Source organism: Mycolicibacterium sp. ND9-15 (assembly GCF_035918395.1).
Lineage (GTDB): Bacteria > Actinomycetota > Actinomycetes > Mycobacteriales > Mycobacteriaceae > Mycobacterium.
Genome location: NZ_CP142362.1, coordinates 4,369,278 through 4,391,984, shown reverse-complemented (window position 1 = coordinate 4,391,984; position 22,707 = coordinate 4,369,278). Strand labels below are relative to the sequence as shown.

Below are 22,707 nucleotides of genomic sequence, written 5' to 3'. Positions count from 1 at the left end.
GCACGCATGAAGGACACCTTCCGGCGACAGGCGCGTGTCCAGCAGTGCGGTTCGCGGTGGCGTCCGCTCCCCTGTATGCCCTTGTGTTACAACATATTTCGTATCTCCGGACGGTGCTGAATGTTGTTGTGCGAGTGTAGGTGGTGGGGTTGGCGCTGGTGTCGGCTAGCGGCTGCAGCTCGAGGACCGCCTTGCCGCGGGTTCGCAGTATCGCGGCGAATATATGGCGAGCAACGAGCTCGGCGAGCGTTGTGGTGTCTCGGGACATCGCTGACACTTATGTCTCGGGACATCGCTGACACTCATGATGCCGGTTTGGGCTCGCGGGTGCGATAGGTGCGGGTGGTCTTGTCGATGGACTGGTAGTTGCGTGTGGGATCGGCAGTGAGAGTGCGCACGAGTCGGTTGCCGCTGAAGATGGTGATGTGCTCGCCGTCGCGGATGACATCGCAGTCGTGGCCGGCCCAGCGCAGCCCGACGTTGACCTTGTAGGGCGCGACGAACACCTGTCCCGACTTCTCTCCGACGGTGCGGCGGCTGACGAACACCGGTGCGGGCAGTGGACGCTCGGCGGGGCGGGCCATGACGGTGGCGCTGAATGCCTCGGCCGGGGTGGCGCCACGTAGCGCGCGGTGCGGCCGTTGGTGGTTGTAATAGGTGCGGAACTGCTCGAGCAGGGCGTTGAGTTCCTCGACAGTAGCCGCCGGATCGCGGGCAGACAGCCACTTCTTCAGCGTCTGCCAGAACCGCTCGATCTTGCCGCAGGTCTGCGGGTGAAACGGCGTCGAGTTGATGGTCCGCACCCCGAGAGCGCGCAGATTGACCTCGAAAGCTGATTCATGCGCGTGGAAGCGGCCAGTGTAGACGATTCCGTTGTCCGACAACGACATCGATGGTATCCCGCACTCGTCGATGCCTGCCAGCATCACCTCCCAGACAAGCTCGGCGTCCGCGTCATCGGCACCCGCGCGCAAACCCACCACATACCGGGAGTGGTCGTCGAGACTGCCCGCGATGCCCACCGCGCTGCCGTCGGCCAGCGTCCATCCGGTCCAATCGGACTGCCAACACTCGTTGGGCCGATCGAAGCAAAACCGTTTGGTCGCCGACTTCGGCCGCGGACGCCGCGACCGATCCTGCAGACCCGTGACTTCGCCGGGGCAGACCCCGGTCGAGGTGGAAGACCTGATCGTGTTGCGGCGTAAGCAGTTGATCGAGGATGGCCGCGATCACGGTGCACAGTCGATCGTGTGGTCGTTGCAGCGCGAGGGTATCGCGGTGCCGTCAGTGTCGACGGTGTGGCAGATCTTGACCCGTCGCGGGGCGATCGTCCCGCAGCCACAGAAGCGCTCGATCCCACCGTCACGGAAACGCTTGCGGAACTTGTAATACGTCTGTCGACTGATCGCGCTGTCCCGGCAGAACTGCGCCACGTTGTCGACCTGGCCGGCCAACGCCGAAGCCATCCGAATGTCCATCGCCGTCACCTTCTGAGCCATGAGCCATCCTGGCCCAGGCCCTACTCAAGTGTCAGCGATGTCCCGAGACATACAACTGTCAGCGATGTCCCCGAACAGAACAGAGCTCGGCGAGCGTTGCATCCTGACGCCATCACGTCGCGGGGGGAGAAGATGCTCACGAAGCTCGGCATCCCGGCCGTGCGATTGCACGACGCCCGTCATTCGTGCGCCACGTTGATGCACCTGCAGGGGGTGCCGATAGCGGTGATTGCGTCGTGGCTGGGGCACGCGAGCGGCGTTCACGATGGCCACCTACGCGCATAGCCAGGACGATGCGTTGAAGGCGGCGGCGAGCAGTTTCGGGCGAGTTGTGACAACTCGTGACACCCGAGACGGGCACTACCTGACGACCGGAGGCCGCGATAGCTGGTCTTAGCTGGGCTTTTTGGTGGGGCGGGCGGGACTCGAACCCGCGACCAACGGATTATGAGTCCGCGGCTCTAACCAACTGAGCTACCGCCCCAGCGCGACGTGCGGCACCATGGTCCCATATCGCTTCAGCCGGCCAACCACGCTCCAAGCCGGAAATCGTCACGCGATGTCGGCGTACACCGGCTGCCCGTCGTGGCCGATCGAGTAGCGCTCGGTGCCCGACGCCACTCGCGGGGCGTCGGCCCCCAGCGACACCGCGATTTTGTTGCACGCGTTGCGCATGACGTCCAGCGTCAGCTCCCACACCTGCTTCTCCGAGAAGTGCCTCCGGACGCCCGCGGCCACATCCGCCTCGATCCGTGCCGGCGACCAGATCAGCGCGTCGACGTATCGCAGTGCCGCCTTCTGCGCGTCGGTCAATCCCTCGGCGGACTCATAGCGCTCGATCTGCCCGTACAGCTCCTCGGACCCACCCGCGTCCAGCGCGTTGTCATCCCGTAACGACTTGCACAGCCGGCAGTTGTGCTGAATCGCCCCGCGCAGCCGGACGATCTCCGTCGTCACCGGATCGAGTTCCCGTAACCGCGCCACGGCGGGCGCGAAGCCGTTGAGCAGGGCATCGACCGGATCGGCCTCGTGGTCCCACTCGACGACGCTGCAGTGGCCGGGTCGGCCCAGACCCAGTGCCTCGCAGCCCGCCCACACTCGCGGCACGAAGTCGGCGATGAAGATCGCGACCACCGTTCGAAAAGCGTTGTCGCCCAGCGTCACCGACAGTCGCTTGCGCTGATTTTCGCCGATGCCCGAGACGTCGATCGCGAACTGCTCGGCGAACGCGGCCACCACCCGATCCGCTTCGGTGGCCTCGTCGAGCAGGTCGCCCTCCACGGTCAGCGGCGGTAACGCCAGCGCCCTGCCGCACGTCAGCCGGATCAACGTGTCCAGTCGGCCGTCACCCGACGACATCGCCACCAACCCGGCGATCCGATCGGCAAGCTCGTCAGTGCCCACCCACGGATTATTGCGCCTGACTGACCGACGACATGTGAAAGTCGGGAATCCGCAGTGTCGGCATCGCCGCCCGCGTGGCCCAGTCGCCCCACTCCCGCGGCAAAGTGACCTCGCTGGCACCCGCCTCCGTCGTCCGGCGCAACAGGTCCAACGGGCTCTCGTTGAACCGGAAATTGTTGACGGCAGCCGTCACCTCGCCGTCCTCGATCAGGTAGACACCGTCGCGGGTGAGTCCCGTCAGCAGCAGCACCGCCGGATCGACCGCGCGGATATACCACAGCGTGCTCAGCAGCAGTCCCCGCTCCGTGCCCGCGATCATGTCCGCCAGACCGCCTTGCCCCCCGGTCATCAGCAGGTTGTCCGCAGGCGCGGCCGGGGTCGCGCCGAACTCCGCGGCCGACGCCCGTGAATACGCCAACGCGTTGATCGCGCCGTCGCGGACCCAGTCCACCCGGCTGATGTCCATGCCGTTGTCGAAAACCGAAATCCGTTCCGACGAGGTGGATGTCGCGACAAACGGGGTGCACGCCAGCCCTGCGGCGAGCGGATCGGAGTACAGCGTCAACGGCAACTCGGTGAGCTTCTCCCCCACCCGCGTGCCGCCGCCGGGCGCGGAGAACGCGGTGCGACCCTCCTGCGCGCCGCGGCCGTCCATCGCCCATGTCAGGTAGATCATCAGGTCGGCCACCGTCGATGGCGGCAGGATCGTTTCGTAGCGCCCGGCCGGCAACTCCACGGTGCGTTGCGCCCAGCCCAGCCGAGTCGACAACTCGTCAAGCATCGAATCCGTTGGTACGTCGGCAAAGTCGCTCGTGCTGACGCCGACCCACGCGCTGGCGTCGGCACGCTTGGCGTTGATCTCCACTGAACCGGTCGGCTGCGTGTACCGCCGCCGCAACCCACCCGAGGTCGCCAGGAACGTGGTCTCCACAATGTGCCGCGCATACCCGTACAACCTGTCGCCGCGGTGGAAGCCACGGGCGAGTCCGTCCGCCATCGCCAAGAACACCTCCGCGCCGGTGCCCGGCACCGGGGCATCCCAATCCGGGGGTACGTCACCGCCGGCGAGCAACGGCGCGCTGTCGCGAGCCTCGGGCGCCGAGCGCGCCGCCTCCTGCGACGATGCCACCAGCGCCGCGATCGTCGATGGGTCGACCTCGCTGGACCGCACCGACCCGACATGCGACTTGCCGCCCCTGTGCACCACCGAGACCACCGTCGTGTAGCGCGTCGTCGACTCCCCGTTGGTGGTCATCGAGTTGCCCGCCCACCGCAGCGCCGCGTCGGAGCGGTCGGTCACCAACACGATCGTCTCGTCGGCCCCGCCCAACCGAACAGCTTCGGTCAGCGCGATCTCCACGACCCGCTGTGCGCCGATCATGACCGCCCTGCCTCTTCGCGGGTGTTGAGCACGTTCACCCCGCGGAACAACGCCGACGGGCATCCGTGGCTGACCGCGGCCACCTGCCCCGGCTGCGCCTTGCCGCAGTTGAACGCCCCGCCGAGCCGCCATGTCGACGGCCCGCCGACGGCCTCCAGCGCCCCCCAGAAGTCCGTCGTCGTCGCCTGATAGGCCACGTCGCGCAGCTGGCCGTCGAGCCGGCCGTCGCGGATGCGGAAGAACCGCTGACCCGTGAACTGGAAGTTGTAGCGCTGCATGTCGATCGACCAACTCTTGTCGCCGACGATGTAGATACCGTCGTCCACGCGGGCGATGAGATCGTCGGTGCTGACGTCCTCGGCCGCCGGCTCCAGCGAGACGTTGGCCATCCGCTGGATCGGCACGTGATGCGGCGAGTCGGCGTACGCGCAGCCGTTCGACCGGGCCACACCCAGGCGCGGTGCGAACACCCGGTCCAGCTGGTACCCGACGAAAACACCGTCGCGCACCAGGTCCCACTTCTGCGCCCGCACCCCGTCGTCGTCGAAACCGATGGTCGCCAGGCCATGTTCGACGGTCCGGTCGGCGGTCACGTTCATCACCGGCGAGCCGTAGCGCATCGTGCCGAGCTTGTCGGGCGTGGCGAACGAGGTGCCCGCATACGCCGCCTCGTAGCCGATCGCCCGGTCGTACTCGGTGGCGTGCCCGACGGATTCGTGAATGGTCAGCCACAGGTTCGACGGGTCGATCACGAGGTCCGTCGGCCCGGCGCTGACACTGGGGGCCTTGACCTTCTCGGCCAGCCAGGTCGGCAGCGCGGCCAGTTCCTCGGTCCAGTTCCACGCTTCGTCGCCGGCGACGTACTCCCAGCCCCGGGCAGTCGGGGGGGCCAGCGTGCGCATCGTCTCGAAGGTGCCCGCCGCGGCGTCGACGGTGACTGCCTCCAGCGACGGCTGCACCCGCACCCGCTGCTGGGTGATCGTCGAGCCGAACGTGTCGGCGTAGAACGTCTGCTCCTTGGCCGTGTGCAATCCCGTCGAGACGTGGTCGACGCCGTCAGCGGCCAGCAGCCGACCGGAGTACTCGCCGAGCACGGCCAGCTTCTCGGTGGTGCCGACACTGAACGGGTCGATCCGGTAGTCCGAAAGCCAAGTGGCCTCGGTGTAGACGGGTTCGTCGGCCAGCTCGATCCGCTCGGCGTTCAGCTGCGCCAGCGTCCTGGCCACTCCCACGGCGCGGCGTGCGGTGTCGGCGGCGACCACCGGGCGGAGCTCGGCATGCGAAGCGAACCCCCAGGTGCCGTCGACGATCACCCGCACCGCCAGGCCGATCTCCCGATCGACGACCGCGGTCTGCAGTTCACCGTCTCGCAACTGCACGAGCTCCGAAGTGATCGCGTGAATGCGAAGATCTGCGTAGCCGGCGCCGGCGGCCGACGCCGCCGACAGCGCCGCGTCGGCCAGCGCATGGCGAGGCAAATCGAGGAAGTCGGCGTCGACTCGTCGGGTGGCGCTCACGTCACCACCGTAGTGGTGGCGCCCTCGGCCCGCTTTAATGACTCGGATGGCACAGCATCGCCGCATGACCGCAACCGGGTACGCGCTCCTGGCGCCGAGCCTGTTCGGAGTCGTCGCGTTCATGTTGCTGCCCATGCTCGTGGTGCTATGGCTGTCGTTGCACCGGTGGGACCTGTTGAGGCCGATGGAGTATGTGGGACTGCACAATTGGCAGTCGGTGCTGACGGATCCGTCCTTCGGCACGTCGCTGGTGGTCACGGTGTCGTTCGTCGCGTTGGTGGTGCCGACGCAGACGCTGTTGGGATTGGCCGCGGCCGCACTGTTGTCCCGCGGACTGCCCGGCAGCGGGATCTTCCGGACGCTCTACGTGCTGCCGTGGATCTGCGCGCCGCTGGCGATCGCGGTGCTCTGGCGCTGGATCCTCGCCCCCACCGACGGCGCGGTCAGCGCCCTCCTCGGCCGCCAGATCGGATGGCTCACCGACCCGACGCTGGCGCTGCCGGTCGTCTCGGCGGTGGTGGTGTGGACCAACGCGGGATACGTGACGCTGTTTTTCCTGGCCGGGATCCTCAACATTCCCGAGGACATCCACAACGCGGCACGCACTGACGGGGCGACGACATGGCAGCGATTCCGGCACATCACGCTGCCGATGCTGCGGCCGACGCTGTTCTTCGTTCTGGTGACGGGGATCATCAGCGCGGCACAGGTTTTCGACACCGTGTACGCGTTGACCGGCGGCGGACCGCAGAACCGGACCGACCTGCTGGCGCATCGCATCTACGCCGAGGCGTTCGGCGCGGCTGCGGTGGGACGGGCCGCGGTCATGGCGGTGGTGCTGTTCGTGCTGCTGGTCGGTGTGACGATCGTCCAGCAGCTCTACTTCCGGCGACGGACCAGCTATGACGTCGCCTAGCCGGGCCGCATCCGCGGTCCTCATCTATCCCGTCTTGCTGGCCGGGGCGCTGATCACGTTGGCTCCCTTCGTGCTCGGTGTGCTGACCTCGCTGCGAGACCCGAGTCGGTTCGACACCGAGTCGCCGTTGTCGCTGCCCACCACACCGACCCTGCAGAACTACGCGGATCTCGCCGACGCTGGGTTCGGCCGGGCGCTTGCGGTGACTGCGCTGATGACCGCGGTCATCCTGCTCGGCCAGCTGACCTTCTCCGTGCTGGCGGCATACGCGTTCGCGCGTCTGCGGTTTCCCGGCCGTGACGCGTTGTTCTGGGTGTACGTCGCGACGCTCATGGTGCCGGCGACCGTGACGGTCGTGCCGCTGTACCTGATGATGGCCGAAGCCGGCCTGCGTAACACGTTCTGGGCGTTGGTGCTCCCGTTCATGTTCGGCTCGCCGTACGCGATCTTTCTGCTGCGTGAGTACTTCCGCACCATCCCAGGCGATCTCATCGACGCTGCGCGTATCGACGGCGCCAACACGCTGGATGTGATCGTTCACGTCGTGCTGCCGGCGAGCAGGCCGATCCTGGTGACGCTGGCCCTGATCACCGTTGTCTCGCAGTGGAACAGCTTCATGTGGCCGCTGGTGATCACGAGCGGCGGCCGGTGGCAGGTGCTGACGGTCGCGACCGCCGGCCTGCAGTCGCGGTACAACGCGCAGTGGACCTTGGTGATGGCGGCGACGACGGTTGCGATCGTGCCGCTGCTCGTGCTGTTCGTCGCGCTGGGCCGCCACATCGTGCGCTCGATCGTGGTGACGGGACTGAAATGAGGTTTTCGACACTTTTCGCGGCAGGTGTGGCGGTAACCGCTGCCGTGTTGCTCGTCGCGGCCGTGCTGCTTGGGCAGTCGACCGATTCGGGCGGGCGCACCGTGGTGACCGTGCGCCTGTGGGACGAGCAGGTCGCCGAGGCCTACCGAAAGTCGTTCGCCGAGTTCAGTCGTGAGCACCCAGACATCGAGGTGCGGTTGAACGTCGTTGCCTACTCTACGTATTTCGACACGCTGCGCACGGACGTCGCGGGTGGTGGCGCGGACGACATCTTCTGGATCAGCAACGCCTATTTCGCCGAGTACGCCGACAGCGGGCGGTTGCTGAACATCGGCCGCCTGCTGGGCGAGGACGCGTCTCGGGCGTGGGATCCGTCAGTGGTCGGCCAGTTCACCCGCAGTGGTGCGCTGTGGGGGGTGCCGCAGCTGACCGACGCCGGCATCGGGCTGTACTTCAACGCCGACCTGCTCGACGCGGCGGGGGTCGACCCGAGCGCGCTTTCCACGCTGCGCTGGTCGCCGGACTCGGCCGCCGACACGCTGCGGCCACTGCTGGCCCGGCTCACCGTGGATCGCGGCGGCCGCGCTGCCGGCACGCCGGGCTTCGACGCCCAGCGGATCCGGCAGTGGGGGTACAACGCCGCCAACGATCTGCAGGGCATCTACCTGAACTACATCGGTTCGGCGGGCGGAGTGTTCTCCGTCGGCGACCGGTTCGCGTTCGACAACCCCGAGGCCGCGCAAGCCTTCGAGTACCTGGTGGGGCTGATCAACAGCGATCACGTCGCTCCGCCGGCGTCGGCCACCAACGACAACGGTGACTTCTCCCGTAACCAGTTCCTGCAGGGCAGGATGGCGCTGTTCCAGTCGGGGACCTACAACCTGGCGGCGGTCGCCGACGCAGCCCCGTTCCGGTGGGGGGTCGCGCTGCTGCCCGAGGGCCCGGCGGGCCGGGTCAGCGTGACGAACGGGATTGCGGCTGCGGGTAATTCGGCCAGCGAGCATCCGGAGGCGGTGCGAAAGGTGCTGGCCTGGATGGGCAGTGCCCGCGGCAACACGTATCTCGGTGCCGGCGGCGCGGCGATTCCGGCGGTGCTTGCGGCCCAACCGGTCTACCACGACTACTGGCGATCCCGCGGCGTCGATGTGAGCGCGTTCTTCGAGGTACTCGGCGGCCCGCGCATCGCGGCCCCCGGTGGCGCCGGCTTCGCCGCGGGATTCGATGCGCTCAAACCCTACTTCGACGAGATGTTCCTCGGCCGTCGCGACGTGCCGGTGACTTTGACCGAGGCGCAGGACGCCGCCAACACCGCTGCGCGGCGGTGATCAACGGGTCGCGGCGCTGGTTCCGAGCACCGTCAACTCCAGCGCAAGCGCCACCCCGCATACCACCGCGACGATGAGAAACGCCCACCAGTCAATGGCTTTCGGGCGTGACGGTGCGGCCGAGATCTGTCCGGCGCCGCCCCGCGCGGTGATCGCATCCCCCATCTCGTCGGCGCGCCGCAGCGCGACGGTGATCGCCGCCGCCAGCAGGTCGATCGCTTCGAGCCACCACCGCCGCCACCGTCCCCGACGGCGCACGGGTAGCTGCTTCGGCCGCAGATTGCGGGCGGCGTAGAGCACCCGGAACTCGTCGATCAGCATCGGGAAGGCCCGCAGCGCCAACGCCAGTGCCACCGCCCAGCCGTCGACGGGGATCCGTAGCACCCGCAGTGGCCGGCCCAATGTGGCGACGGCGGGGGCGATCTCGGCGACGTTGGTGGTCCACGACACCATCGCGCCTAGTCCAAGCAGCACGATCGACAAAGCGGTGATGCGCAGGAAGTTCAGCAGGCCGCCCAGCCCCACGTCGACCGAGCCCATGGAGATGATCGGGCTGCCGCCGGCGAACGTCGCCGTCAAGCCGCCGAAAAACAGCAGGATCCACAACCAGCGCGGCACCGACGGGAGCGCGCCGCGCGGGATGTCGGCCAGTCGCGCCGCGATGAGCACCAGCGCCGCGACCGCGCCGATCGGCACCCATCCTGGATAAAAGGTCATCAGGACGCCGATGGCGGCGACCACCACAAGTTTTGTGCCGGCCCAGAGTTGATGGACGACGCTGTTGCCGGGCACCGGCCGCAGCAGCACGACCGCCCTGCGCTGACGCCGCCTCGTCGGTGCCGCCGTCACGGGAGACCTCCCGCTGCCGTCGGGGCGGGTACCAGCGCGCCGCCTTCTAGATGCAGTGTGCGCGGGCACAGTTGCTCCAGCCCCGCGAAGTCGTGGGAGATCACGACGACAGTCAGCCCGGCGCGGCGGCGAAGGTCCTCCAGCAGACGCAGCAGCCCGCGCTGACTCGTGGCATCCAGACCGGCCAGCGGCTCGTCGAGGATGAGGGCACGCGGCGAGCGGGCGAGCAGCCCGGCGAGGACCACCCGCCGCATCTGGCCGCCGCTGAGCTGGTCGATGCGCCGGGTCGCCAACGTCGGATCCAAGCCGACGGTGGACAATGCGTCGAGAACCCGGGCGCGGTCACGCGGGGAGAAACCGGCGGCCGAGGCGATCTCGCGGTCGACGCGACCGCGCATCAGCTGCAGCCGCGCGGCCTGGAACGAGATCGCCACGGCGCCAACCTGATCCGATGCCGGCTTACCGTCGAGCAGGCATGCTCCCGCGGTCGGCTCGGTCAGTCCCGCCATGATCCAGGCCAGGGTCGACTTGCCCGACCCGTTGAGCCCGTGGATCAACACGCCGTCACCCTCGTGCACGGTGAAGGTGATGTCGCGCAATGCCGTCGCCGCCCATGGGGTACCGCTGCCGTACTCGTGGCTGACGTCTTTTACTTCCAGCACCGGAGCGGTGTCAGCGCCCGGGGTGACAGTCGCGGCCGGAGCGTCGGCGGATTCCACCATGTCGGTGTTGTCCGCGGCGCCGCCGTTCCCCGTCAGGTCGACCGTGCGATCGGCCGCGTCGGCCTCGTCGTTGTAGTGGGTGATGTGCACCAGCGACATCTGGTGGCGACGGGTCAACCCGGACAGTACCGACATCAGCCCATCGCGACCCTGCTGGTCGACCATGCTGGTCACCTCGTCGGCGATCATCAGGGACGGCTCGCGCGCGAGCGCGGCCGCCACGGCGAGCCGCTGCAGTTCGCCGCCGGACAGCCCGCCGGTGTCGCGTTCGGCCAGCCCGTCCAGGCCGACCTCGGCGAGCAACTGATCTACGTCGGTGGCCTTGCCGGGCGGTAACCCCCAGACCACGTCGTCGGCGACACGGGTGCCCAGCACCTGGCTCTCGGGGTGCTGCATGATCACCGCTGTGCCGCCGATGCGGCCCAGTCCGACGGCGCCCGGCCGTTCGATCCTGCCCGCTGTCGGCTCGCGCCCGGCCAGTATCAGCATCAGCGTCGTCTTACCCGATCCGTTGGCGCCCGTGACGGCGAGGTGCTCCCCCGGCTCGACGTTGAGCGAGACCGGGCCCAGCGCGTCGTGGTCGGCGCTTGGGTAGCGGAATCGGACGTCGCGCAGCCGCGCGGGAACCGGGCCAATCGGGGCGGTGTCATCGGGGCAGAACTCGAGCTTGTGCACATCGGGGATGCCGGCCAGCCGTTCCATCACGCGCGACAGCGCCCACCAGCCGACGAGGCTGACGAACGTGATCGACAGCACCCCGAAACCGAAGAACAGCACCGGCCAGTACTCCAGCGCGGTCGCGAAGTCACGTTTGAGTTGCTCGGCGAAACTCTCCATTCCCGGGATGCGGGCGATCACCGCGGCAGCCCCGTCGACGTTCGCGGTGACCGACTCGAAGATCAGGTGACGCAGCCGCGCCAGGATGACCAGCGCCACCACGACGGCCGCGCCGAACACGGCCCCGGCGATCACCGCGGCGAACAAGACGGTCGGCGTGCCGCGGCCACGCCGCCGCACGGTGCCGGTCAGCCCGCCGATGTAGGCGCAGTTGACGACGGTCATGAAGCCGCCCATGCCCGCGATCAAAAACGCGATGATGCCCCCCGCGACCGTCGCCGTGAGCAGGACCCGCAACCGGTAGCGGTACGCCAGCAGACCCATCGGAACCGTGCCGAGCAGAGACAAACCGGCCGCGAACGGGACCACCACCGCGATGATGGCCGTGGCCGCGCACAGTGCCGCGATGACGGAGGCCTGTGCCAGTTCGACGGGACGCATGCGACCGGTGCGGCGAGTTCGGTCCCCGGTCGCGGTCATTGCCCGATTCTGCCAGCCGGGATCGGTCGGCCCGCCACGGTGCTGTGACCGGCGACGTTTTGAAACACATAGAGAAACTATGCAATAGTGGTGGGATGACCCAGACCCTCGGAGCCGATCTGCTGTCCGTGGTCGCCCGGATCAACCGACTGGCTACCCAGCGGGTCCGTCTTCCCCTCGGTTATGCCCAGGCCCGGTTGTTGTCCACGATCGAAGACCAAGGCCAGGCCCGCATCTCCGATCTGGCCGCGCTCGACCACTGCTCACAGCCGACGATGACGACCCAGGTTCGCCGGCTCGAGGACGCGGGCATGGTGTCGCGCACCATCGACCCCGACGACGCGCGCGCGGTGCTGATCCGCATCACGCCCAAGGGTGTCGACACGCTACGACAAGTCAGGTCGGACCGCGGTGCGGCAATCGATCCGTACCTCGAGCGGCTCGACGCCGCCGATCGGGAGACGCTCACCGACGCGGTGCGCGTGCTGCGTCGGCTGCTGACCGACGCGGCCACTCCCGACACCATCACCAAGTGACCATCAAAGGAGAGATCGCCCCCATGTGGCGTCAACCCAAAGCTGTGTGGGCCGTTGCCTTCGCGTGCGTCGTCGCGTTCATGGGCATCGGCCTCGTCGACCCGATTCTCAAGCCGATCGCCGAGAACCTCGACGCGTCGCCGTCGCAGGTGTCGCTGTTGTTCACCAGCTACATGGCGGTCATGGGCGTGGCCATGCTCATCACGGGTGTGGTGGCGAGCCGGATCGGCCCCAAGCGCACGCTGCTGGTCGGCCTGGCCGTCATCATCGCCGGCGCCGGCCTGGCCGGACTCTCTGAAAGCGTGATGGAAATCGTTGGCTGGCGGGCACTTTGGGGTCTGGGCAATGCACTGTTCATCGCCACCGCGCTGGCCACGATCGTCAGCTCGGCCCGCGGCTCGGTGGCGCAGGCCATCATCCTCTACGAGGCGGCGCTGGGCCTGGGCATCGCGGTGGGCCCGCTCATCGGCGGTGCGCTCGGGTCGATCTCGTGGCGTGGGCCGTTCTTCGGCGTGTCGGCATTGATGACGCTCGCGCTTGTGGTGACCGCCGTGCTGCTGCCGTCGACCCCGCGCGCCCAGCGCGTCACCACACTGGCCGATCCGTTCCGCGCGTTGCGGCACCGCGGGCTGCTGGGGGTGGCGATCACCGCGCTGCTGTACAACTTCGGCTTTTTCACCCTGCTGGCGTTCACGCCGTTTCCGCTCGACATGGGCGCACACGAAATCGGGCTGGTCTTCTTCGGCTGGGGCGTCGCGCTGGCCTTCACCTCGGTGGTGGTCGCGCCGCGGCTTGCGCACCGGTTCGGCACCGTGCCCGTGCTGCTCGTCAACCTGGTGGCGATGACGGCGACGCTGGTCGTGATGGCCATTGCGACCGAGACCAGGGCAGTGCTCGCGACGTGCGTGGTGGTGGCTGGGCTGTTCATCGGCATCAACAACACGCTGATCACCGAAACCGTGATGAAAGCCACCCCCGTCGAACGCGGCGTGGCCTCGGCGGCCTACAGCTTCGTACGGTTCTCCGGCGCCGCGCTCGCGCCATGGCTGGCCGGCGTGCTCGGTGAGCAGGTGAGCGTGCACATGCCGTACTGGGTCGGCGCGGGTGCGGTGTTGTTGGGCGCGGGCGTCCTGGCGCTCACCCGGTCCCACCTGGAGGGCATCGACGCCGACGAGGCCGAACTCGACGAGGTGAGCGAGGCGACCGCGATCACCGTCGGCAGCGACAGCTGATCACGGCGCCGAACGTGCGCTTGTGCGCGAGATGTCGCCGGCGGTTTCACGCTAGAGCTCAAAAAAGCGTCACGTGACCACCGATCCGACCAGCAGCCCGACGACATACGTCGCGGCAATGGCCACCATTCCGAAGAAAAGTTGTCGCATCGATGCGAACCACAGCGGCTTCCTGGTGAACCGCGAGGCGACTCCACCCGCAATCATGAGCCCGAGACCGCCGAAGAGCAGCCCCATCCACAGGCTCTCGAACCCGAGGAAGTAAGGGATCAGCGGGGTCACCGCCCCGATCGCGAACGTGATGAACGACGACACCGCCGCAACGAGGGGCGACGGTTTCTCACTCGGGTCGATGCCGATCTCCTGCACCAGGTGGAAGTTGATCGCGCGGTTCTCGTCGCGGTGTATCTCCTCTGTCGCGACTGCTGCGGTGTGCCCCGAGACGCCCATCTGCATCAACATGTCGGCGAGTTCGTCCTTCTCGGCCTGCGGATGTGTACGAAACGCGCGGCGCTCGAGATGGACTTCGGACTCGATCTGCTCGTTGGCGGTCTTGACCGAGGTGTACTCGCCCAGCGCCATCGAAAAGGCGCCGGCAGCGAGACCGGCGAATCCGCTGAGGACGACGGTATGTGCGTCGGCCGCCGCACCCACACCGGCGATCAGCGCGGTGTTGGAGACCAGACCGTCCATCGCGCCGAATGTCGCCGCCCGCAACCACCCGCCGCTGACATCGCCGTGGCGGTGGTCGAAATCGTGCGGACGCGTCAGCCCACTTTCCCCGTTCGGGTTCGTCATGGCCTGATTGAACTCCGGCGCCTGGGTGTGCGTTCACTCAGGTAGACCTTGGTTTGCGACATCACAGTTTGGGCCAGCGCGCGGAGGGCTACCGTCGAGTCATGACCACCACTGCCGAACATCTGCGCAATGCGCTCGACGGTCGTTGGCGCGATGTGAAGAACCGGATGCGCGAGGAACTGTCCACCGAGGTCTTCCGTCCGCACTACACCCCCAACACCGTCATCGCCAGGACCAAGGTCGCCGAGCAGTTGAAGATCATGGCGGCTGCGGGTTCAGCCGAGGACGGGTTCAGGAAGGAGCACGGCGGCAACGGCGACGTCGGCGCAGCGGTCACCCAGATCGAGATGCTCGCGATGTCGGATCTGTCGCTGATGGTCAAAGCCGGTGTGCAGTGGGGACTGTTCGGCGGTGCGATCGAGAACCTCGGCACCGAGCGCCACCACGAGAAATACGTCAAGAGGATCATCGACTGCGACCTGCTCGGCTGCTTCGCGATGACCGAAACCGGTCACGGCAGCGACGTGCAGTCGCTGGAGACCACCGCGACCTACGACCCGGCCACCCAGGAATTCGTCATCAACTCCCCCACGCCGACGTCGCGCAAGGACTACATCGGCGGTGCCGCCGAAACCGCCCGCATGGCAGCGGTATTCGCTCAGCTCATCACCCCCGACGGCACCGGCCACGGCGTGCACTGTGTGCTGGTGCCGATTCGCGACGACGAGGGCAACGACCTTCCCGGCGTCACCACCTCGGACTGCCACTACAAGGGCGGCCTGCCGGGCGTCGACAACGGCCGCATCCAGTTCGACAAGGTCCGCGTCCCGCGCGAGAACCTGCTCAACAAGTATGGCGACGTGGCTGCAGACGGCACCTACAGCTCGCCGATCGAAAATCCCGGCCGCCGGTTCTTCACGATGCTGGGCACCCTGGTCCGAGGACGGGTCACCGTCGGCGGCAGCGCGGCGGCCGCCGCGCGGGTCGCACTCGACATCGCGACTCGATATGCGTTGCAGCGCAGGCAGTTCGAAGCACCCGGCGAGGACAACGAGGTGCTCATCATGGACTACCTCGTGCACCAGCGTCGCCTGCTTCCCCTGATCGCCAAGTCGTATGCGCTGCAGTTCGCGCAGAACGAGCTGGTGGCCAGATGCCACGACCTGCAGAGCGCCGAGGAACCCGACCCGGAGGAGCAACGCGAACTCGAGGCGCGGGCGGCCGGGCTGAAGGCGGTCAACACCTGGCACGCCACCCGCGCGATACAGGAAGCCCGCGAGGCGTGCGGCGGCGCAGGCTATATGGCCGAGAACCGCCTGATCGCGTTGAAGGCCGACACCGACGTGTTCACCACCTTCGAGGGTGACAACCACGTGCTGACTCAACTGGTGGCCAAGGAGTTGCTCACGGCCTACGCCGACGACATCAAGAGCATGAGCCCGGTCGAATGGGTCCGGTTCGCTGCGAACTTCGCCGGCGAGCGGGTGCTCAAACGCACTGCGGCCGAGACGATCATGCAGACCATCCTCGACACGCGGCAGGACAACGAAGAGGAAGGCAGCCTGTTCAACCGCGGCACCCAGGTCAAGATGTTCGAGGACCGCGAGGAATACATGATCTCCACGGTGGCCCGGCGACTGCAGGGTAAGTCCAAGGAGATGGGCGAGTTCGACGCGTTCAACGCGGTGCAGGATCACGTGTTGCACAGCGCGGCGGCCCACATCGACCGGGTGATTCTGGAAGCGTTCGTCGCGGGCATCGACTCATGCCAGGACGAAGAGGCGCGCAAAATCCTGAACATGGTGTGTGACCTCTACGCGCTGTCGGTGATCGAACAGGACCGGGCCTGGTTCATCGAGCACCGGTACATCTCCACCGAGCGCGCCAAGGCCGTCACCCGAGGCATCAACGAACGCTGCCGGTCGCTTCGCCCGTATGCCGAGTTGCTTGTCGACGGGTTCGGCATCCCCGAGCAGTTGCGCTACGCCGAGATGCTGCACCCCGAGCACATTCCCGACGCCGACGAGCACGCCGAGCAGAATGCGATCAGCGCGGGCACGATCGAACCGAAGTAGCCGCGATTCTGGGGGATCGGTAGCCGTCACGGAACGCGCGGCCGATTGCTGCTCCCCCGGCTGGACTCGAACCAGCAACCCTTCGGTTAACAGCCGAATGCTCTGCCAATTGAGCTACAGGGGACTGCTCACCCGCGATCACGCTACCGTGCGGGCCGGGGGTTGACTCTAGCCTACGTGTCGCAGGGGCCGCCAATACGCCGCCACCGCTCGCGCTCTCAGGTAAGTGAGGCAGGATGGAGCGAACGCACCGTCGTCTGGAAGGGACCCCGTGATCGGGTATTTCGTCGTGTTGGGTGTCGGCTATGTACTCGGCTCCAAGGCCGGGCGCCGCCGATATGAGCAGATCGCCGGGACGTACAAGGCGGTCACCGAGAGCCCTGCGGCCAAGGCCGTGATCGACGCCGGTCGACGCAAGATCGCCGACCGGGTGTCGCCCGATCCGCCGATGGTCACATTGTCCGAGATCGATAACGGAACCGCGGTGATCGGTCCCGAAGTGCCGGTGAGAAGGGTCCGTTAGGGCTGGAAGCCGGTCCCGCCGCCGTAGATCCGCCCCGGGAACAGCGGCCCGGTGTTGACGGCCGCGCCACCTTGCTCCAGCCCGAACTCCGGCGTGCCGACGTTGATGCCGTTACCGTTGGAGACCCCCAGGCAATGGCCGTCTTCTTTGTTGCCGAACCACGCCAAGCACTGGCCGAGCGGCTGGCCGGCATCGGAGGCGCTCAGCGCGGACGCCGCGAACGGCGCGGCGACCGCGGCCACCGCGAATGCGCCCGCGGCGACGAACCGCCGCGCCCGGTTGTTGGTCGATGTCACGTGCACGCCTTCCTGAACCGTTCCCACGGTTTTATAGCGCGCCAACCATATCGCGTTACCGATTCCTACGCAGAGATGTCGTCGCCGCTCGCCTGTTCGAGCAGGCTGCGCCGATATGCCTCCATCGCGACCAGGTCACCGAACAGCGCGTGGTACTCATCGCCCTGCTCGACCGGCGACATGCGCTGCAGCTTGGATTTCACCTCGGCGATCTGCCGTCCCACCCACACTTCCTGCAGCCGGGCCAGCACCCCGCCGATGTAGCGGGGCAACCTCTCGTCGTCGTCGACGTTGATGGCCTCCACACCGAGTTCGTTGACCAGATTCGCCGCTGCGGGCGTCTCGGTCTGCGACCGGACCGTCTCGATCCATTCGGCGCCGGACTGGCCGGTCGACGTCCCACCGGCGGCGTCGATGGCCGAACGCACCGCGGCATAACCCGGATGCGTGAAGCTCTCGACCGTCAGCGAATCGAAGACCGGCCCCGCCAGCGCCGGGTACTGCAGCGCGGACTTGAGCGCCTCGCGCTGCGGCCACAGCGTCGGGTCGGCCGGATCCGGCCGCGAGCCCTGGTCCGGGGAGCGGGGCCTGCGTGGCTGCGCCGGCTCGGCCGGGGCACGTCGGCGACCACCGCGCTCGGGCATCCCGCGCTTCTGGGCCTCCTCGCGAACCCGCGTCAACACCTGCGTCTCGTCGGCCCAGCCGACCCAGCCCGACAGGCGGCGCGCGTACTCGTCGCGCAGCATCGGCTCCTTGATGCGCGCCACCATCGGCACGCACCGGCGCAGTGCCGTGACCCGTCCTTCGGCGGTGTCGAGGTCATGTTCGGCCAGCGCGGTGCGAATAGCGAACTCGAACAACGGTGTTCGACGCGCCACCAGGTCGCGAAGCGCGCCGTCGCCGAAATGGAGCCGGATGTCGCACGGGTCCATGCCCGCCAATTTCTCTTCTGAGGCCACCGCGACGAACGACTGCCCGGCCAGGTTCTGCTCGCCTTCGAACGCCTTGATCGCCGCCGCGCGTCCGGCGGCGTCACCGTCGAAGACGTAGATCAGCTCACCGCGAAAGAAGTTGTCGTCCATCATCAGCCGACGCAGCATCGACAGGTGCTCCTCGCCGAACGCGGTGCCGCAGGACGCGACCGCCGTCGTCACCCCGGACAGGTGCATGGCCATCACGTCGGTGTAGCCCTCGACGACGACGGCCTGATGCCCCTTGGCGATGTCGCGCTTGGCCAGGTCCAGCCCGAACAGCACCGAGGATTTCTTGTACAGCACGGTTTCGGGCGTGTTGACGTACTTGGCCTCCATCGGGTCGTCGTCGAAGATCCGCCGCGCGCCGAAGCCGATCACCTCGCCGCCGCTGGCCCGGATCGGCCACAGCAGCCGGCGGTGGAAGCGGTCCATCGGGCCGCGTTTTCCCTCCCTTGACAGACCTGCCGCCTCGAGTTCTTTGAACTCAAAACCCTTGCGCAGCAGATGCTTTGTCAGCGTGTCCCACCCGGATGGTGCGAAACCGCAGCCGAAACGCTTGGCCGCCTGGGCGTCGAAGTTGCGCTCGATCAGGTACTGCCGAGCGGGCGAGGCCTCGTCGGAGTCGAGCGCCGCCGCGTAGAACTCCTGCGCGGCCGCGTTGGCGGCCAGCAACCTGCTGCGGCTGCCGCGGTCGCGCTGCACGTTGGTGGAGGAGGCGCCGGTGTAGGTGATCGTGTAGCCGACGCGGTCGGCAAGCAGTTCGACCGATTCGACGAAGCTGACGTGTTCGATCTTCTGGACGAAGGCGTAGACGTCGCCGCCCTCCCCGCACCCGAAACAGTGGAAGTGGCCGTGGTTGGGCCGGACATGGAAGGACGGCGACTTCTCGTCGTGAAAGGGACACAGCCCCTTCATCGAGTCCGCGCCCGCGCGGCGTAACTGCACATAGTCGCCGACGACATCCTCGATGCGAACCTGGTCACGGATGGCCGCGATGTCGCGATCAGGAATCCGGCCGGCCACCGGGCCAGTCTAGAGCGCCCCGCACCCCCGTCTAGGCGGGTTCCAACCGCTCGAGACGACCCTCAGTGAACGACGCCACCTGGTCGATGACCACCCGCAAGCGGGCGCCGTCGTCGCCTGCGGCGTTGAAGGCCGGCACGAAGATCGGGTCGAGTGTCGCCGGGGCGCCCGCGGCCACCCAGGCGACCACCCGGCGGACACGTTCGCGCTGTTGTGACTGCAGATCCAGATGCCGCGGGTCCGACATGATGAACTGCAGCGCCAGGATCTTGAGCACCGCGACCTCGGCCCGCACCAGTTCGGGAACCCGCAAGTCGGTCTGATAGCGGACCAACGGTCCCCGGCCGGCTTCCTCGCGAGTCGCCGCGATGGCCGCGGAGGCGAACCGGCCGACCAACTCGCTGGTCAACTGCTTGAGTGCGACGGAGGCGGCCAGGGTGGCGTCGTACTTTCCGACCGCGGCGACGACCGGAAGGCCAGACAGCCGCGACGCCGCGGCGACCAGATCGTCGGATCGCAGCCCCGCGCCCATCCCGCTCGACTCCCCGAGCCGGCCCAGCACGGCGGCCGCGTCTCCGTCGGCGAGCACCCGCATGTCGATGCGACCGGACACCACACCGTCCTCGACGTCGTGTACCGAATAGGCGACGTCGTCGGCCCAGTCCATCACCTGCGCCTCCAGGCAGGGCTTTTCGCCGGGTGCGCCGGTGCGCATCCACTGGGCGGCGGGGCCGTCGTCCGAGTAGAAGCCGAACTTGGCTTGCCGTGCGCCGCGCCGCCACGGGTACTTGGTGACGGCATCGAGCGCCGCGCGGGTGAGGTTCAAACCGGCGCTCTCACCGCCGGGGTCAAGGACTTTCGGCTCGAGGCGGGTCAGGATGCGGAAGTTCTGGGCGTTGCCCTCGAAGCCGCCGCAGTCGGCGGCGATCTCGTTCAGCGCTCGCTCTCCGTTGTGGCCGTAGGGCGGATGGCCGATGTCGTGTGCCAACCCGGCGAGGTCCACCAGGTCGGGGTCACAGCCCAGCCCGATCGCCATGCCGCGGCCGATCTGGGCGACCTCCAGCGAGTGGGTGAGTCGGGTGCGCGGCGTCTCGCCCTGGCGCGGCCCGACCACCTGCGTCTTGTCGGCCAACCGCCGCAGCGCCGCACAGTGCAGCACCCGCGCCCGGTCACGGGAGAAATCGGTGCGGTGCTCGGTGTCGGTGCCCGGCAGCGCGGCACCCTTCGGCGGCTCGACCACCAGTCGCTCGCGGTCGAACTCGTCGTAGGCATCTCCGGTCGCTCTCACCGACGGATAGTCTGCCAGCAGCAACCGGCCCGACCGCGTCGCACACTAGATTGGCGAGCATGCGCTTCGTCCGCTTGCTGACCGTCCTGCTCGCGATGATCACCGCCGGTGCACTCCTGGCGCCGGTGGCGGCTGCCGAGCCTCCATTCCGGCTCCCCGGTTACGTCACCGACAATGCGGGCGTCCTCAGCGACGCCGGCCGTGCCGAGGTGACCTCGGCGATCGATTCCCTCTACAACAGCCGCAAGACCCGGTTGTGGGTCGTCTACGTCGATTCGTTCTCCGGCCAGCAGGCCGAAACCTGGGCGCGCAACACGATGCGGACGAGCGACCTCGGCTCTTTCGACGCGCTGCTCGCGGTCGCCACCGTCGACCGCTCGTATGCCTTCCTGGTGCCCGACAGCGCCACCGAGCTGAGTTCCAGCCGGGTGGAAAGCGTGCGCCGCAACAGCATCGAACCCGCACTGCGTCAGAACGATTGGGCCGGAGCGGCGGTGGCGGCGGCCGACGGGCTGGGCCAGTCCACGAGTTCGAGCATCAGCTGGACCGGATTGCTGGTCGCCTTGGGGGCGATCGCGCTCGCGGTCGTGCTGTTGATGATCTGGCGCCGACGGCGCCGGCGGAAGCGTCGGAAGGCCGAGTTCGCCGCTGCGCGCCGAGTCGATCCCGCCGATCCGCAGGCATTGTCGGCGGTATCCCTGGACGCCCTCGATGACCTATCGAAAGCGATGGTGGTCGAGGTCGACAACGCGGTGCGCACCAGCGACCAAGAACTGGAACTGGCCGTCGAGGAATTCGGCACGGCGCGGACCGAACCGTTCACACGCGCGGTCACCAATGCGAGGACGACGCTGACCCAGGCCTTCAACGTCCGGCAGATCCTCGACGACGCGATCCCGGAGACCCCGGCGCAGCGGCGCGACCTGCTGACTCGCGTGGTGGTCGCCGCCGCCAAGGCCGATCGTGAGCTAGATGCGCAGCGAGACGCCTTCGCCGACCTGCGGAACCTTGTGATCAACGCGCCGTCCCGGCTGGACGGGATGACCCAGCAGGTGGTGGATATCACCGCCCGGCTCGACCCGTCGCGGCAGAAGCTCGCGCAACTGCACAGCGAGTTCGACGCGGCGGCGCTGAGCTCCGTGGCCGGCAATGTGGACGCGGCCAAGGAACTGCTCACCTTCGCCGACCAGAACATCGCCCGGGGACGGGATCTGGCCGGCCATCCGGTGCCGGGCCGCCAGTCCGAACTCGTCGAGTGTGTGCGTGCGGCCGAGTCCGCCCTGGCCCAGGCGCGCGGACTGCTGGACGCGGTCGACAGCGCCGCCAGCGATATCCGCCGGGCCGCCGCGACGCTGCCCGCCGCGATCGAGGACATTCAGAACGGCATCAAGCAGGCCAGTGCCCTGTTGCAGCAGGGCAACGTGCCGCAAGCCGCCCAGCTGACCGAGGCGCGCGACGCCGCAGCGGCCGCGGTGGCGGCAGCACAGCGCTCGAAATCGGTTGACCCGCTGGGCTCCTTCACCGAGCTGACGAGGGCCGACGCGGATCTGGACCGGCTGCTGGCCGCCGTCGAACAGGAGCGGGAGGCAGCAGAGCGACTCACTCGCGCGCTGGACGAGGCACTGTTCACCGCGCGGTCGCGGGTTCGGTCGGTGTCGGACTTCATCGACACGCGCCGCGGCGTCGTCGGTCCGGAGGCCCGCACCCGCCTGGCCGAAGCCGTCCGTCAGATCGGCGCCGCCGAGGAGAAGCGGTCGACCGATCCGGCCGAGGCCATCGCGCATGCCAACGGCGCGGCGATGCTGGCGTCGCAGGCTCAGAGCCTGGCCAACGCCGATATGCAGAACGCACAACGCTCGTACATGGGTCCGTTCGGCGGCGGAGGCGGCGGAGGCAACATGGGCGCGATCATCGGCGGCATCCTTATCGGCAACATCCTCAGCGGAGGGATGCGCGGCGGTTTCGGTGGGTTCGGCGGCGGCGGATTCGGTCCGGGTTCGTTCGGCGGCTCCGGCGGCGGAGGCGGGATGTTCGGCGGCGGCGGCCGCTTCTGACGAGCACTATTTGCCAACGCAACTCGTTCGGGGGCGAAAGTCGTCCCACCGAGCGAGCGGCGGCCCCGTGATCGCGGTTGCTTTCGAGGGGCCGCTGCGGGGTCCCCGCACAGCCGGAAGTATCGACACAACCCGTCGGACCGCCAGGTGCGAATGCCGGAACA

At 67.9% G+C, this 22,707-nt stretch carries 19 protein-coding genes and 2 tRNA genes; 8 read left to right on the top strand and 13 right to left on the bottom strand.

Features of this window, described 5'->3' with window-relative positions; translation table 11 throughout:
• Positions 1-302: 302 nt before the first annotated feature.
• The 6 genes from QGN32_RS20940 to QGN32_RS20910 all read right to left on the bottom strand — a co-directional run bounded on the left by QGN32_RS20940 (position 303) and on the right by QGN32_RS20910 (position 5,801).
• Positions 303-1,022 (bottom strand): integrase core domain-containing protein, encoded by a 720-nt coding sequence (locus QGN32_RS20940; protein ID WP_326546163.1) that lies wholly within the window; start codon positions 1,020-1,022, stop codon positions 303-305.
• Between the two features lie 207 nt (positions 1,023-1,229).
• Positions 1,230-1,499 carry a hypothetical protein gene (locus QGN32_RS24325; RefSeq protein ID WP_442791740.1) on the bottom strand — a complete coding sequence of 90 codons (270 nt, stop codon included), beginning with the start codon at positions 1,497-1,499 and terminating at the stop codon, positions 1,230-1,232.
• 407 nt (positions 1,500-1,906) lie between these two features.
• Positions 1,907-1,983: transfer RNA gene (locus QGN32_RS20925), tRNA-Ile, on the bottom strand.
• A 68-nt stretch (positions 1,984-2,051) separates the two neighbouring features.
• On the bottom strand, positions 2,052-2,858 hold the full coding sequence (locus tag QGN32_RS20920; protein ID WP_326549188.1) for a carboxymuconolactone decarboxylase family protein: 807 nt from the start codon (positions 2,856-2,858) through the stop codon (positions 2,052-2,054).
• Positions 2,859-2,910: 52 nt separating this feature from the next.
• A complete protein-coding gene (locus QGN32_RS20915; RefSeq protein WP_326546162.1) occupies positions 2,911-4,284 on the bottom strand; it encodes a metallopeptidase TldD-related protein in 1,374 nt (457 codons plus the stop codon).
• On the bottom strand, positions 4,281-5,801 hold the full coding sequence (locus QGN32_RS20910; RefSeq protein ID WP_326546161.1) for a TldD/PmbA family protein: 1,521 nt from the start codon (positions 5,799-5,801) through the stop codon (positions 4,281-4,283). The genes QGN32_RS20915 and QGN32_RS20910 overlap by 4 nt, the downstream gene beginning before the upstream one ends.
• Before the next feature lie 46 nt (positions 5,802-5,847).
• Between QGN32_RS20910 and QGN32_RS20905 the strand changes: the two genes are divergently transcribed.
• From QGN32_RS20905 to QGN32_RS20895, 3 genes are read left to right on the top strand one after another with little or no spacing between them, the layout of a single operon-like run.
• Positions 5,848-6,717 carry a carbohydrate ABC transporter permease gene (locus QGN32_RS20905; RefSeq protein WP_326546160.1) on the top strand — a complete coding sequence of 290 codons (870 nt, stop codon included), beginning with the start codon at positions 5,848-5,850 and terminating at the stop codon, positions 6,715-6,717.
• Positions 6,704-7,531: a carbohydrate ABC transporter permease gene (locus QGN32_RS20900; RefSeq protein ID WP_326546159.1), complete on the top strand. Its 828-nt coding sequence runs from the start codon at positions 6,704-6,706 to the stop codon at positions 7,529-7,531. Before QGN32_RS20905 ends, QGN32_RS20900 begins: the two co-directional genes overlap by 14 nt.
• Positions 7,528-8,856, top strand: coding sequence for an ABC transporter substrate-binding protein (locus tag QGN32_RS20895; protein WP_326546158.1), 1,329 nt, complete (start codon positions 7,528-7,530; stop codon positions 8,854-8,856). Before QGN32_RS20900 ends, QGN32_RS20895 begins: the two co-directional genes overlap by 4 nt.
• Here QGN32_RS20895 and QGN32_RS20890 read toward each other — a convergent pair whose 3' ends face one another.
• Together QGN32_RS20890 and QGN32_RS20885 are read right to left on the bottom strand one after the other, a co-directional pair.
• On the bottom strand, positions 8,857-9,705 hold the full coding sequence (locus tag QGN32_RS20890) for a CbiQ family ECF transporter T component (protein WP_326546157.1): 849 nt from the start codon (positions 9,703-9,705) through the stop codon (positions 8,857-8,859).
• A complete protein-coding gene (locus QGN32_RS20885; RefSeq protein ID WP_326546156.1) occupies positions 9,702-11,744 on the bottom strand; it encodes an ABC transporter ATP-binding protein in 2,043 nt (680 codons plus the stop codon). Before QGN32_RS20885 ends, QGN32_RS20890 begins: the two co-directional genes overlap by 4 nt.
• A gap of 95 nt (positions 11,745-11,839) precedes the next feature.
• Here QGN32_RS20885 and QGN32_RS20880 point away from each other — a divergent pair, with 95 nt between their 5' ends.
• Positions 11,840-12,280, top strand: coding sequence for a MarR family winged helix-turn-helix transcriptional regulator (locus QGN32_RS20880; protein ID WP_326546155.1), 441 nt, complete (start codon positions 11,840-11,842; stop codon positions 12,278-12,280).
• Between the two features lie 23 nt (positions 12,281-12,303).
• The gene (locus QGN32_RS20875) at positions 12,304-13,512 is read left to right on the top strand and encodes an MFS transporter (protein WP_326549187.1); all 1,209 of its coding nucleotides are present in this window, start codon (positions 12,304-12,306) and stop codon (positions 13,510-13,512) included.
• Between the two features lie 69 nt (positions 13,513-13,581).
• Here the strand turns inward: QGN32_RS20875 and QGN32_RS20870 are convergent, their stop codons facing one another.
• On the bottom strand, positions 13,582-14,310 hold the full coding sequence (locus tag QGN32_RS20870) for a VIT1/CCC1 transporter family protein (RefSeq protein ID WP_326546154.1): 729 nt from the start codon (positions 14,308-14,310) through the stop codon (positions 13,582-13,584).
• A gap of 101 nt (positions 14,311-14,411) precedes the next feature.
• On the opposite strand from QGN32_RS20870, the gene QGN32_RS20865 reads away from it, so the two are divergent.
• A complete protein-coding gene (locus tag QGN32_RS20865; protein WP_326546153.1) occupies positions 14,412-16,385 on the top strand; it encodes an acyl-CoA dehydrogenase family protein in 1,974 nt (657 codons plus the stop codon).
• Between the two features lie 51 nt (positions 16,386-16,436).
• Here the strand turns inward: QGN32_RS20865 and QGN32_RS20860 are convergent.
• Positions 16,437-16,509 (bottom strand) — tRNA-Asn (locus QGN32_RS20860).
• A gap of 147 nt (positions 16,510-16,656) precedes the next feature.
• Here QGN32_RS20860 and QGN32_RS20855 point away from each other — a divergent pair.
• Positions 16,657-16,908, top strand: coding sequence for a hypothetical protein (locus QGN32_RS20855; RefSeq protein ID WP_326546152.1), 252 nt, complete (start codon positions 16,657-16,659; stop codon positions 16,906-16,908).
• Here the strand turns inward: QGN32_RS20855 and QGN32_RS20850 are convergent.
• From QGN32_RS20850 to QGN32_RS20840, 3 genes are all read right to left on the bottom strand, one after another.
• Complete coding sequence (locus tag QGN32_RS20850) at positions 16,905-17,204, bottom strand: DUF7155 family protein (protein ID WP_326546151.1); 300 nt, start codon at positions 17,202-17,204, stop codon at positions 16,905-16,907. The two genes, QGN32_RS20855 and QGN32_RS20850, sit on opposite strands and share 4 nt — an antisense overlap.
• Before the next feature lie 65 nt (positions 17,205-17,269).
• The gene (gene dnaG, locus QGN32_RS20845; RefSeq protein ID WP_326546150.1) at positions 17,270-19,201 is read right to left on the bottom strand and encodes a DNA primase; all 1,932 of its coding nucleotides are present in this window, start codon (positions 19,199-19,201) and stop codon (positions 17,270-17,272) included.
• Between the two features lie 31 nt (positions 19,202-19,232).
• Positions 19,233-20,489, bottom strand: coding sequence for a deoxyguanosinetriphosphate triphosphohydrolase (locus QGN32_RS20840; RefSeq protein WP_326546149.1), 1,257 nt, complete (start codon positions 20,487-20,489; stop codon positions 19,233-19,235).
• Between the two features lie 59 nt (positions 20,490-20,548).
• Here QGN32_RS20840 and QGN32_RS20835 point away from each other — a divergent pair, with 59 nt between their 5' ends.
• Complete coding sequence (locus tag QGN32_RS20835; protein WP_326546148.1) at positions 20,549-22,543, top strand: TPM domain-containing protein; 1,995 nt, start codon at positions 20,549-20,551, stop codon at positions 22,541-22,543.
• Positions 22,544-22,707: the final 164 nt, after the last annotated feature.